General features: G+C 48.5%; 10 protein-coding genes. 5 read left to right on the forward strand and 5 right to left on the reverse strand.

Going from position 1 to position 12,932, the window contains the following annotated elements; all coding sequences use genetic code 11:
- The first annotated feature begins 268 nt into the window (after positions 1-268).
- Entirely contained in the window at positions 269-784 is a 516-nt protein-coding gene (gene tpx, locus EHO60_RS15680; protein ID WP_135769155.1) for a thiol peroxidase, read from the forward strand.
- Between the two features lie 86 nt (positions 785-870).
- Here tpx and EHO60_RS15685 read toward each other — a convergent pair whose 3' ends face one another.
- A complete protein-coding gene (locus EHO60_RS15685; protein ID WP_135769156.1) occupies positions 871-2,352 on the reverse strand; it encodes an aldehyde dehydrogenase family protein in 1,482 nt (493 codons plus the stop codon).
- A gap of 387 nt (positions 2,353-2,739) precedes the next feature.
- Between EHO60_RS15685 and EHO60_RS15690 the strand changes: the two genes are divergently transcribed.
- From EHO60_RS15690 to EHO60_RS15705, 4 genes are all read left to right on the forward strand, one after another.
- A complete protein-coding gene (locus EHO60_RS15690) occupies positions 2,740-4,263 on the forward strand; it encodes an HDOD domain-containing protein (RefSeq protein WP_135769157.1) in 1,524 nt (507 codons plus the stop codon).
- Between the two features lie 191 nt (positions 4,264-4,454).
- Positions 4,455-5,756: an LruC domain-containing protein gene (locus EHO60_RS15695; protein ID WP_135769158.1), complete on the forward strand. Its 1,302-nt coding sequence runs from the start codon at positions 4,455-4,457 to the stop codon at positions 5,754-5,756.
- A 111-nt stretch (positions 5,757-5,867) separates the two neighbouring features.
- Complete coding sequence (locus EHO60_RS15700) at positions 5,868-6,917, forward strand: sensor histidine kinase (protein WP_135769244.1); 1,050 nt, start codon at positions 5,868-5,870, stop codon at positions 6,915-6,917.
- Complete coding sequence (locus EHO60_RS15705; protein WP_135769159.1) at positions 6,914-7,588, forward strand: response regulator; 675 nt, start codon at positions 6,914-6,916, stop codon at positions 7,586-7,588. Before EHO60_RS15700 ends, EHO60_RS15705 begins: the two co-directional genes overlap by 4 nt.
- Here the strand turns inward: EHO60_RS15705 and EHO60_RS15710 are convergent.
- The 4 genes from EHO60_RS15710 to EHO60_RS15725 form a co-directional block, all read right to left on the reverse strand.
- The gene (locus tag EHO60_RS15710) at positions 7,585-8,193 is read right to left on the reverse strand and encodes a DUF1554 domain-containing protein (RefSeq protein WP_246028345.1); all 609 of its coding nucleotides are present in this window, start codon (positions 8,191-8,193) and stop codon (positions 7,585-7,587) included. The two genes, EHO60_RS15705 and EHO60_RS15710, sit on opposite strands and share 4 nt — an antisense overlap.
- A gap of 36 nt (positions 8,194-8,229) precedes the next feature.
- Positions 8,230-8,928, reverse strand: a complete 699-nt coding sequence (locus tag EHO60_RS15715) for a fibronectin type III domain-containing protein (protein WP_246028346.1) — start codon at positions 8,926-8,928, stop codon at positions 8,230-8,232.
- A 144-nt stretch (positions 8,929-9,072) separates the two neighbouring features.
- Positions 9,073-10,587 carry a FecR family protein gene (locus EHO60_RS15720; protein WP_246028347.1) on the reverse strand — a complete coding sequence of 505 codons (1,515 nt, stop codon included), beginning with the start codon at positions 10,585-10,587 and terminating at the stop codon, positions 9,073-9,075.
- Positions 10,588-10,591: 4 nt separating this feature from the next.
- Positions 10,592-12,913, reverse strand: coding sequence for an adenylate/guanylate cyclase domain-containing protein (locus EHO60_RS15725; protein WP_135769162.1), 2,322 nt, complete (start codon positions 12,911-12,913; stop codon positions 10,592-10,594).
- Positions 12,914-12,932 lie beyond the last annotated feature (19 nt).

The following is a 12,932-nucleotide window of genomic DNA, read 5'->3' on the forward strand; positions in this document are numbered from 1 at the left end:
GAATGATCCCTACGGCGTAAAGCCCTGCCCTGGTAGCATTTCCACTACCACCGTCCAGAGGACCACCCAAAGGGTTAGGCTAGACTGTTGTCCGAAGTTCATCATCTTTCGTTGATATGGTCGTCAGTTCGACCTGGACCTATTCGAATCAATTGATTCTAAAAATGCAAGAACTTTTTGCGGCGAGAACCTCTCTATTTAAAATATGTCCTTAGACACCGGCACTTCTTTCTGGGTATCGGTGTCTAATCAGCTAAGGAAAAAACTTATGGCAAACGTCACATTGAAAGGAAACCCGGTCCCGCTGGAAGGATCTTTGGCAAAGGTAGGAGACAAGGCTCCGGATTTCGTCGGAATCGGAAAGGACTTAAGTCCGAAAAGCCTGAAGGATTTCGGCAATAAAGTGAAAATCCTGGTAGGTGTTCCGAGTCTGGATACTTCCGTCTGCGCCTTAGAAACGAAAAAATTCCACGAAAGGGCCGCAAAAATGGACGGAATCGTCACTGTCGTCGTTTCGGGAGATCTTCCTTTTGCGATGAATCGATTCTGCACTACGGAAGGAATCGAATCCCCGAATCTGGTCACTCTTTCCCAATTCCGTGACTTTTCCTTTTCGAAAGCCTACGGAACGCATATTGCCGACGGTGGTCTGAAAGGCCTCTCGGCGCGGGCCGTTTTCGTAGTGGATCAGAACGACACCGTCCGCTATGCAGAACTGGTTCCCGAAATAGCCAGCGAACCGAATTACGAGGCGGCGATAGCGGAAGCCAAGAAACTGCTATAAATTTTCCATCGTCTAGTGTACGGAAAATAAAAAGGCCCGCCTTCCGATTCCGGAAGGGGGGCCGTTTCTTCGATGATCGTTTCCGTTTAAACGAAGAATTTTTTAGTGAGCTGGATCATTCTATCCACAAAACCGGTATACGGCGGATAGAGCATCTCTATGGAAGCGAGAGGCGCCTGTTTGAATACGGACTTCTCGTGAGAGAACGTCTTAAATCCCCACCATCCGTGGTAACTTCCGTGTCCCGAATGGTTGATCCCGCCGAAAGGAAGATGCGGATTGGCGAGGTGAACGATTACCTCGTTGATCGCCGCTCCCCCGGAAGAAGTCTCCTTTAGTACTTTGGAAATCGCTTTATTATTTTTTCCGAATACATAGAGAGCCAATGGCTTCGGTCGGGAAATCACTTTTCCGATCGCTTCATCCAAAGTCTTGTAGGTGAGGATGGGCATGACCGGGCCGAAAATTTCGTCCTCCATGATACGAGAGCTCTCGGGAACGTTCGTGAGCAAGGTCGGAGAAATATAATTCTGAGCGGAATCCGTTTCTCCCCCCATGGCCAATTTCGCCCCCTTTTCCACCGCTTCGTGAATGTATCCGGATACCCTTTGGAAATTCCGTTGGTTCACTAGGCGACAATAGTCCTGGTTCTGTTTGATCGAATCTTCGCTCTTGCCGTAAAAATCCGAGACGATCTCCTTTGCATACCTTACGAATTCGTCCGTCTTACCTTCGGGAAGAAGAAGATAATCCGGAGCAACGCAAGTCTGCCCGGCGTTCATGATCTTTCCCCACATGAGTTTCTTGGCGGCCTTCTTTAAATCCGCTCCCGGCACTATGATCGCCGGCGATTTGCCCCCGAGTTCCAAGGTAACCGTGGAAAGATGTTTTGCCGCCGCAGCCATCACGATTTTGCCAACGTGAGTACTGCCCGTAAAGAAGATATGATCGAAAGGAAGATCCATTAGGGCTGTAGAAACGGTGTGGTCTCCTTCGAAAACCGCCGCTTCAGATTCGGGAAAGGTTTCCTTTACAAGCCTTACTAGCAGCTTAGAGGTTTCCGGAGTGAATTCGGACGGTTTTAGAATCGCCGTGTTTCCGGCCGCTATTGCCGCTATCAGTGGAGCGAGAGCCAAATAAAAAGGATAATTCCAAGGAGAAATGATTAAGGTCACCCCTTTCGGCTCATAGATCACCTTGCTAGTGGCTCCGAAAAGAGACACGGGGGTTTTTACGTGAATCGGTCTCATCCAAGTTTTTACGTTTCGGATCGCATCGTTCAACTCACCGATCGTGGGCATGATTTCCGTAAGGTCCGTCTCATGCGGAGCTTTACGGAAATCCTTCTGCAAAGCTTCTTTGATTTCCGGAGTCAATCTTTCCACGGAAGCCTTCAACTTTTTCAGCCTTTGGATTCTGTCCTTCGGTTGAGTCAGCTTCAGAACCTGGTGAAAATGATTCTTTTGGAGTTGGAAAATTCTTTCCATTTCCTTCGGATCGGAAGAGGGAAATGATGCTGCGCCGGTTACCGGCTGTGCAGTGGCTGGACGGGTTGCTGTGGTCGACATGAAAAGCGCTCCTTGGGTCAGGGTGGTCCCATCTATTTTGGGTCCGAGTCGAGGGACCAGGGTATTATAGAACCAAATTCGGGAAGAAGAAGCAACCTTTTTATTGAATGATCATTCCGTAAGGAAAAATCAGAAACTTCTCCATACCGAACAGCATTCAATTGAACTTCCGGAAAAAATGTCCGAAAGTCCGATCAAAGCATTTCCGAAATTCCCAAGAAAACGAGAGATCGGAAATTTTTGTGCAAGGCACCAATAATTTGTCTCAAATCCCGTGGAATCGGAGTATTTTCTTCGTATAATTCGCTTAGCAACGAATTACTTTTAACATAATCCGTGATGCTAAATCTTGACAAAGAACGAAACCGTTTTCCAGAGTTATAAGATATGAGCCAGGGAAAAACCCTAGAATTATTTCATCATACCGATTATGGCATCTTCAGCAATCTCAAGGATTTGAATCAGCCGATCGAGGAAAATCTTCCGTTTCACTTTAAGTTCCATAATTTGACGGAAAACGTAAATAACGTTCTTTCCCGCACCTTGGACCGATACTTATTGCACCTAGACATCATTTACGTCCGCGATTCCGTGTTGGCGGCCCTAAAGGAAACCGTTACAAATACCATCAAAGCGAACGTCAAAAGAATCTACTTCCGCGAACTGCAAGCGGACATCCAAAACCCGCTGGTTTATAAAAATAAAATCACAGGATTTAAAAAATCCTATCTGGACAACAAGGAAAAGTACGAGGACCTACTCTTCAAAAACAACTACGTGGTGTTGGTCTCCTTCATCCATAATAAGGATGCGATCCGTATCCGTGTCATGAACAACGTGAAATTGAGTCCCGAGGAAGTTGATAGGATCAACCAAAGGATAGAAAAGGCGAAGTCTTATAACGATCTCGCGGAAGCTTTTATGGAAAAGGGAGACGAAACGGAGGGAGCCGGATTGGGTCTGATCATGACCCTGATGATGTTGAAGAACGACGGATTAGGTGCCAGCTCCTATCGGGTGGAAAGTCAGGGGAACAACACTTCCGTAATCATAGATATTCCCATCCGGATCCAAAAGGAAAATATCCAGCTCCAAAAAACGGATGAAATCATCGGACAGGTGGACCAACTTCCGACGTTTCCGAAGGCGATCCAGGATATTCAGACCACGATCGACAAGCCGAATTCCAGCATCGGTCAGATTGCGGAAATGATTAAGCGGGACGTCGCGCTCTCCGCAAACATACTCAAGCTTGCAAACTCCGCTGCCTTCCGTAGAGGGGGAAAGGTGGAGTCTTTGGACAGGGCCATCCAATTGATCGGTCTGAAGGAATTGCAGGCTCTTCTGTATTCCTTGGGAACGAAACAGATTCTAGAGGAAAAATTCCCCGCCTTCCTCGCTATCTGGGAAAAATCCAACCAATGCGCTTATTACTGCAAATTAATCGCACAACGAATGGGCATGCAGAAAGACACAGTCAGTAACCTGATGTCGGCCGCATTGCTTCACGATATCGGAGAGATCATTCTACTTTCCCTCGAATCCGGAAAAATGAATAAAATCCAAAACTATTCCGCATCTAAGGAGATCGCTTCCGCGATTTCTCTGGAGGAGGCCGCCTTCGGAATCACTCATACGAAAATCGGCGCGTTGATTGCGGAAAAATGGAATTTCCCCGAACTGTATTCGAAGACCATGGAGTACCACCACCGTCCCTTGCTGGTGGATGAACAGTATAAAGAAATTATATTTCCGATTTACCTCGCGGACACGATGATCAAGATCAATAACGAAGAGGCAAAATATTCCGAAATCCCGGAAGAAGTTCTTAAGTTCTGTAAATTCTTTACTTCGGGGGACTTCCATTCCTTCCGGACCAAGTCCTTGGAAAGTTTTGAAGCGGCGTCATAAATCGTACGACGGAATCTCTTAGAGAAATTCTAATCTATAAAATATTTCCAATAGGTGCCATTATGTCGGCACTTATGTGAAAGGAAATTCGGATCCATCTTGGTCCGAAAGAATCTGAAAATTATACCTTCTGGCATATTGTCAGTCGGCGTTCCAAAAACGATAATGAGGTCGTTTTGGAATTTCATTGTATGGCCGACTTCAAAAATACATCTGCCCTTGTCTGGTTGCTTTCCGGGATTCTATCCCTCACGGGATGCACTTCTTCCCAGGATCCGAATTACGCTTGGCTTGCGAGTCTAGCGCAGGGTGGAACTCCCGCCCCGGCACCCACTGGTACTACCGATTTCAATGTGTCGGTCCAGGATGCCTCCGCTCCCGTGGACTTCGCGTTCGATACGACTCGAACATTGAACGTTAACGTTCAAGTCATTGACCCGGTAGCACCGGTCAACGGAAGTCTGGTACAGCTCACCGTTCCTTCCGCTACTCCCGGTGCGGCGAATTATCGATCCGTGTTTACCGCTTACACGAACACCAGCGGACAAGTTACGGGTAGTTTTACCGTGGATGGAGACACGAAAACGGTTCACATGCAGGTGCAGGCCTACGGAAAATTCTATGATGTGGATATCAATATCGCCCAGGTTTCCGTCATCGATCGCAGGATTTCCATTTCCTTTACCGCAGTGGAAACTTTATTAGTGGATACCGACGGTGACGGCGTACCCGACGTGAACGACGCTTATCCCACCGATCCGACCCGTGCCTTTATCGTGCGAATCCCGGCCGAAAACTACTATTCCATCGCTTTCGAGGATTTGTATCCGAAAGAAGGGGATTCGGATTTCAACGATTATGTGGTCCGGGCACATTTTGAAGAGGACCTGAATGCCCACGGCGGGGTCGCCAGAGTGCGCGGGTATTTTACCCATGTAGCCAAAGGTGCGAGCTATAGCCATACGCTTCATTTCGGCCTGCCTACTGCGGCAAACGTAGGCTCCTATACCTTGACTCAACTCGGCTACGACGGCACAACGGTGGAACAGACGTTGACCGGAACCGGACCGACTCTGACGAATCTGCAGCTATTGGGAAATAGTTCCACCACGATACCCTCCTGGAATTCCAGAAAGACCGACACGTTCCAAATCGGAAAGACCGCCAATTTGGAAGTGATTTTGGCTTCTCCGATTTCCACTACGGACTTAGGGGCACCACCTTTCGATACCTACCTGCACGTAATCAATACAAACAAGGAAATTCACGCGGCGGGAAAATATTTCGACGCAAATGGAACCGATTTGTACCGGGATGGGACAGGATTCCCATGGTTTCTTCTCGTTCCGGGCAATTTCAAATGGCCTTACGAAACCGTAAATATCAGGATTTCCTATCCTCAATTCCAACCCTGGTACCAATCTTTGGGCACCGCCGATACGGACTGGTACAGAACTCCGAACACTTCGGAAGTGTATCCGGTTCCCCAATAAACGGACTCCTAAAAGAGTATTAAGCATCCTTCGCCCCTTCCCTCATTTCGGCCGAGGGGAGGGATTTTTTTTTCCTTTCCCGCGGATCGGAGTAGCTTTAACGTGATCTACGTGGCGACGGGACTCCTCAAACCCAAAGATCTAAAGCGTCTCTCGATCGATCCGGACACAGAGCAGGCCTTAGTATATTTTCTTTCTCTAGTGGAAGAAATCTCGCCTATCGTCGCCTTGGATAAACATAACACTATACGTTTTGCGACCGCGTCGTTCCAGAAAGAATTCCGTAGCCGACCCACGATGATCGGCGCGGATTTATTTTCCATTCTGAGGCTGGATTCCAAGGAAGAGGAGAATCTGAAGGAAAACCTGAACAAATCCAGACATACCAAATTGCAGAACCAAGAGTTTCGAAAGGGAAATAAATTCTACGGTTATACGGCGTTTCCGTTCGGCAACAGCATAGGAATGATCCTAAAAGACATCAGTCAGAATAAGAAGCTGCAAAAGAAAGTCGCGAATCTGCACACGAAGGTCCTTGCCTCGCAGGAAGAGGAAAGATCCCGATTGGCCAGGGAGCTTCACGACGGAGTCGGGCAACTGATTCTCGCGGCCAAACTTCATTTTCAGGCATTCCAAAAATCCGCAAAGGATCACGCGGATTCCTTCAAATCCGGTTTGGGGCTGATCGACAGAGCAAGCCAGGAATTACGGGAAATTTATACCAACCTACAACCATCCGCGTTAAAAGAATTGGGCTTGGAGGCCGCTTTGACTTCCTTGACCACCGGAATCTTTCCTCTTCAGAAAATTAAGATAAAAACCGAATTCAAAGTACCGGAAAAGATTCCTCAGATCGTTCAAAACCAGGTATTCAGGATATTGCAGGAAATCTGTGCGAATATTTTAAAACATGCCCAGGCTGATAAGGTGGAACTCCGTATCGTATCCGATAAAAATACTCTAGTGGTTACGACGAAGGACAATGGAAAAGGTTTCCGAGAAAAAGAAGCCCGCATCAAACAGACAGGGTTCGGGCTGGAGAATATCCGACGCCGGGTAGAAGATCTGAACGGCACCTTGTTTCTGGAGTCGGCGCCTGGTATAGGTACGACTTATGTGCTTCGAATTCCTCTAAAGCAACGTTCAAAGGAGAAAATATGAACTCTCAACCATCCACTTGCAGACTTTATCTCGTGGACGATCACGCAATACTCCGGGAAGGGCTCCGCCTGATCGTTTCCGGACAGGCTGATTTGGAGATCGTCGGCGAAAACGGAAGCGCAGAACAGGCGTTAGATGAGATCGGTAAACTCGAACCCGATATCGTGATCACTGACATTTCCATGCCCGGAGTCAGCGGGATAGATCTGGTAAAAGGCATCAAGCGCTATTATCCGAAAATTCAAGTCATCATTCTATCCAGACATGATAACGAGGAATACATCCAAAAATTGGTCGATCTAGGCATCAACGGATACGTCCTAAAAGACGACGCGGGCGAGGACCTTCTAAGGGCCATCGACGCGGTGAGACGCAAAGAAACCTATCTCAGTCCGAGGATCGCGACTAGAGTGATCTCCGGACTGAACAAAAAGAAAAGTGGAGAACAATCGGAAGAAGGACCTTCTATATTTTCCGTGCTTTCCGACCGAGAACGCCAAATCCTAAAGCTGATTTCTGAAGGGAACTCCAACGAAAAAATCGGCAAGTTACTGCATATCTCCCCAGCCACAGTCAAAGTTCACCGGGCAAACATCATGAAAAAATTGGACCTGCACAAAGTCGCGGACCTCGTGGTTTACGCCATTCGGGCCGGAATCGTGGAGAGTTAAAGCCTCACGCAGAGCAAAGCCTGGGCAGTGTTGCAGTTGTTTGCGAACGTATTGTTAAACGCATTCATACTCGTTACCCCCGGGCTTCCGTAATCGCCTGTGTTCGCAAACGTTCCGTCCGTCCAGTTCAGACAAGTGCTCCCCGTAGTCCACGTGGCGGAAAGCCCCGTCCAATATGCGGTGGATCCGGGCAATGCTTGAGCCAACGGAATGCTCGGAAGAGCGCCGGCAGTCGTAGTAAAAACGGGGCTGGGACTTGGATAATTTAGATAATAGGTCGTGGAAGCCTTTAAGGGCCATCCTGCTCCTCCGGCGACCCTCCCCGTTCCCACCAAGAGAGCATTGTATTCCGAACCTAAACCCGGTAGACTCGCGGCACTTGTACTTTTGGCCGTAGAGCAAATCGAATCCGCTCCGCTCACTCCTCCCAAATTCCCGAGCGACGTGGACGAGGTCACGAACACGTATTTGTAGGAGAGTTGGGGATTCGAGGAACCGCTCTGCAATAAACTTAAAAGCAAATAAGATTCCCCTTCCGGAAATGGTTTGGAGCAAAATGCGAATGCACTTGTGATCGAGCAGGATAAAACGAAAAGACGAAGCATTGCGAAAGATTTTCCGGTTCCGTTCATGGAATTACTCTAGAACCTCCAAGTATAATCTAACTCCCATTTGGTTGCAATTCCTTCTCTTACGATGGAGGTTAACGCAAAAGGAGTATCTGGTCGGACCTTTAGGGTTACCGTCTGATCCGGGGGAAGGCGATTCTCGAACCAAAGGGAAAAGGTCACCGTCAGGAGAGCCAATCCACCTAAAACGAATTGATTTCTCTGGTGCATGTCGTATTGGGATTTGTGATGCGACCTTTCCTCCCAAAGGTACGCCGCGACTAACGGAGAGGTTTGCATTCCCAGTATGCCGATGACCTTCGGATCGTTTTTCGAATCGGAAGCCAGACGATTTCCGGCTTCTCTTTCCGCATTTCCTAGGACCGCAAGTGCGGCTAACCCTCCCCAAACGGACATCGCTTTTAACTTCTCCCCGTTCCGATAGAAACCCCATCCAGGTACAAAGACCCGAGAAGAGACCTTGGGTTTGGAAGCCGCTTCTTTTTCCGCCAAAGCGATCTCCTTCGGTCTATCCTGCTCCACTTTAAATCCCGTCCAGGGTGTGAAAGCGGAAGGTTTTCCGAAACGATTCAGAGCGGCGATCCTATACTCGTAGGATCCGGATTCCAATCTGAACTCGATCTCGTTTTCCTGGACTTTCTTTTCGAGGATCGTCGTTTGGGGAGGCGCAGCACCCCGGACTTCCACGATGTATCCCCGACTTCCCTTCACTTCTTTCCATTCTATATAGTAAATAAAACTCCGACCTTCCGCAAAAACCCCCCAAAAAGGAAGAAAAAATATTAGAATATACTGAAATACAATCAGACGATTTCGATGGACAGATTTGACGACTGAGCCTTGCATTCGTTCTCTTTAAGGACGGGCGCCGCTTGCTTTGGTTTCCGGCGCTTCCAAATTTTCACGGAGTTGTATCTTAAATTCCGCTTCCGACCCGAAGGTAGGATCGTTTTCGGATCGCACGGACCAGAAAAAGGTCCCGATATCCAATTTTTCAAGATCGCGGAAGGAAAAGCGATCCCCCTTTACGCTCCGCTCATAAACCAATTCGTCTTTTCCGGACTTGCGTACATATAGACGAAATTTCCATTCCGGATGTTTTGCCGAATCCTTACTCTTCCATCGGAAAAGAAGACTTTCTCTCCCGGTCATGTCCACTACGGAACCCTTTTTAGGAAATTCGAGGGAGACGGAATCCGTTTCCTGTGCTTTCGACCGGACCTCGGAAATCTCGACCGGCTTCGCGGACTTGGGTTCCACGGGTCCGACCACGGAAAATCTACGTACTTCCGAAAACGCATCCGTACCGGGAAGATTCGTGTACGAAACCACTCTCCAATAATATGTGCCGGGATCTAGAGTCAGGGAGAAATTCGTCCGAAACACCTGGGATTCCATCGCATCCGAAAAATTCGATTCCTTGGAAATTTGGAGTTTGTAAGCGCTTGCGATTTTCTGTTTCACCCAAGTAAAGGATACCGTCCGATCCTCCTGCATACCATCCTTCTTCGGATAAGAAAGTTCGGGCGGAGGATTGGGAACGACTCGGAACTTGCGAACTTCGGAAGTTCGCTGCCGATCGTTAGAACGAACCCTCCAAAAATAAATCCCTTCTTGGAACTTCCGACGATGGATCCTATCGGAAACGGGAACCGATTCCAGCGTTTTGTGAAAATCCCTGGTAGAAGAAAGCTCCCATACACCGTCGTTTCCTCCCTCCCAACGGAATTCCACGGACTGCTCGTTTTCCTGCGGAAAGAAACGGTAGGATTCCTCCGGCAATGAGAGAATCCAATTCTTATTCGTCTTGGATCCGTTCCACGCCTCTTCTCCCTCGGAAACGGTGGCTTTGGAAACTCCACCTTCTCTCCAAGCGACTTCCCCTTTCCTCACGTTCAGGGAGAATCCGTCGGGCGATTTACTGATCTGAAATTCGGAATCTGCTTTGGCTTCGAAATCCTCTTTTCCGGAAACGACGGAAAGAATTTTTCTACTTTGTACGAACAACGTACCTTCCCCCAATTCGAGTATCTCCCGATTTTCCTTTAACTGCAGTACCACCATCGATTGGGGATCCAGTTCGATCTGAGTACCCGAATTCAGAAACACTACGGCTTCGGAAGCCTCATCCGTTCGGACGGAATCCCTATCGAATACGGACATTCCTTGGTCCAGATCCTCCCATAGCATTCGATCCGAAAATTTCCGTTGTGCCGTCCTGTATCGAAACGATACGTTCCCCAGCGCTTCCTTTTGCGAACCGCTCCGAATCTTGGATTCGCGGTACAATAAGAACAACGAACCGGTAAAAACGAAGGTGCAAAGGATACCGACCTGGATTTCACGGACATAGGATCTCCAAGAAATCATCGGATTACGCCAAAGCCTTGGATGGTCCCTGCGGCGCGGGAATCCCGCAGATCCTGCGGACCTCTTCCAAACTCTTAGGACAATCCGGGTCCTCTTTCCAACCGAGAACCGCATACAGGTTCTGAGGTTCCTCTTTTCCCCGAATCCATACAGGAGGAAGAGTCTCGAAATGATAGTGATCTTTTACCTGTTCGTACGAGGACGCGGAGATCAGTATGTCCGTACCGAAATCCTTAGTCAGGTACTCGATCCTTGAAGCGAGATTCACGGCGTCGCCGATGACGGTAAATTCGAATTTCTTTTCGGAACCGATCTGACCGACGACCACAGGCCCGGTGTTGATTCCGCAACCGAATCTTGCCTTGGGACGTCCTATTTTTTCTCCGACTTTGTTGAATTCCAGAAGCGCATTGCGCATCAGCAGGCCGGTGTTCACGGCGTTTCGGGTGTCGTGGCCGTCCGAATACAGGGCTCCCCAATGCGCCATGATCGCGTCCCCGATGAACTTATCCACGATTCCTTCCGTAAGATAGATGCATTCCACCATTTCGGTGAAGTACGCATTCAGAAATTCCACCACCTCGCTCGGCTTCATTTTTTCGGACATGCCGGTAAAATTGCGAAGGTCCGAAAAGAAGACCGCAACTTCCTTGGTTTCTCCTCCCAAGGAGACTTCTCCCGCGAGAGCCCGTTCCGCGATCGCTTCGTTTACGAACTTACCGAAGGTATCCTTGATTTTTTCCCGTTCCTCCAATCCACGGGCCATTCTTAGGAAGGAATTCGTCAATACTCCTACTTCGTCTCTGGTAACCGGGCGGATCGCAACCCGATAATTCCCTCTCTCGATCTGTCTAGTAGCGCTTAATAGATTTATAATAGGAACGGTGAGGGTTCTGGAAAAAAGAAATACGACCAGGAACGCCAGCGATAGGACGCATAACAGAATGTAGAGGTTTTGCCTCCGAATCTTGTACACGGCTTCGAATGCTTTCTCCGCCTCGATCGAGGAAACCACCGCTAGGTTTCCATCCTCCAACTGTTGGAAAGAACCTAGAATCTCTTTACCGTCGAAATTAACGGTTCGAGAACCGTTATCCGTGGGATTGCGTAAAAGAAATTGCACGAGAGGATTTTTGGAATAATCCCTGGAAGACATCGCTTCGGTCTCGTCGGTATGTGCCACCAATTTTCCCTGCGAATCGACAACCCAAATATTGAAAAGATCCGTCTGCAAAGCGGACCTGGCAGATTCCCATAGGTCGTTGGGAGAAAGCAGGAAAAAACTGGCTTCCTTACCTCCTTTTTTGCCTTCCGAAAATAGAGCGAGGGGGAATCCGAATTTCGGACTCAGGTTCGAGACTTGCAGAATCCCGGATTCGGACAAGACCAACCTGGTCCTCTCCTCCTTGCTAAGAGAATTCCATTTTTCTAAAATGATTGCCTCGTCCAACCTGAATTCCTTCAGGAATCTCGGATTCAGAAATAGCCGAATATCCTCTCCCGACATCCTTCCCCATGCGAGAATCCTAGGCGAAGAGTTGAAATAGGTCTCCAAGAAGCCCGGTCCTAAGGAATTTTTTACCGGTCCGGGAGCCTGATGCGAAATCGGAATTCTTTCGTAGAATTCCGCCGCTTTGCCCGAGAGTTCCCGGATCCTTAAGCCCACCTGTAGTCCCGTCAATCTGGCCAAACTCAGGTTATACTCCTGGATCAGAGAAACCGTATAATTCCGAAAAAGGGAGGTCGCCAAATAGATCATCAGCCCCATGCTGAATACGACGATGACGGATACGATGGAGAGAAGTTTGACTCGGATCGTGATCCTGGAAGGACGGAAGGTCTCCTTCTCCGAAGCATCCTTTCCGGATTTTCCGTAGCCGCCTCCAGAACTCGGTTTTCCGACCCGCGGCTTCTTCGTGACCGGAGAAAACGGCTGCGTGCGGCGATGCTCCTTCGGTTGGAAACGGTCTTTAAGAACTCCCAGGATTTTTTCCGCCTCGTCCAGGGAATACCAGACGAGAACCGAATTCTTCTTTCCCAAACCTCTTAGGTAATGTTCCAGCTTTTCTTCGGAAGCGACACCGGATTTGAATTTGGATCCGTCCAAAGTCGTCAAAGAAATCCCTTCCGATCTTAACGTCTGGATCAGCTTACGAAAAACTGCGTTTTTTTTCCAAGAGGCAGCCTCGTTGGGGCTTCCCCAGAGAATGACTTCCCGGATCCCGTAGGAATGCACTTCCTCTAACCAAGGTTCTATCTCTTCCGATTCGGGAGTAAACCTTTGGGCGTAAAGGGAAAGTCCAGAATCCAAAGCATATTCGAGCACTTTCTTTTCTGCCTCCCCA

Source organism: Leptospira fletcheri, assembly GCF_004769195.1.
GTDB lineage: Bacteria > Spirochaetota > Leptospiria > Leptospirales > Leptospiraceae > Leptospira_B > Leptospira_B fletcheri.

What these genes read in the sequence shown, in the direction of transcription:
- tpx (WP_135769155.1), top strand. Translation starts at nt 269, where the DNA reads ATGGCAAACGTCACATTGAAAGGAAACCCGGTCCCGCTGGAAGGATCT.
- EHO60_RS15685 (WP_135769156.1), bottom strand. Translation starts at nt 2,352, where the DNA reads ATGTCGACCACAGCAACCCGTCCAGCCACTGCACAGCCGGTAACCGGC.
- EHO60_RS15690 (WP_135769157.1), top strand. Translation starts at nt 2,740, where the DNA reads ATGAGCCAGGGAAAAACCCTAGAATTATTTCATCATACCGATTATGGC.
- EHO60_RS15695 (WP_135769158.1), top strand. Translation starts at nt 4,455, where the DNA reads ATGGCCGACTTCAAAAATACATCTGCCCTTGTCTGGTTGCTTTCCGGG.
- EHO60_RS15705 (WP_135769159.1), top strand. Translation starts at nt 6,914, where the DNA reads ATGAACTCTCAACCATCCACTTGCAGACTTTATCTCGTGGACGATCAC.
- EHO60_RS15710 (WP_246028345.1), bottom strand. Translation starts at nt 8,193, where the DNA reads ATGCTTCGTCTTTTCGTTTTATCCTGCTCGATCACAAGTGCATTCGCA.
- EHO60_RS15720 (WP_246028347.1), bottom strand. Translation starts at nt 10,587, where the DNA reads ATGATTTCTTGGAGATCCTATGTCCGTGAAATCCAGGTCGGTATCCTT.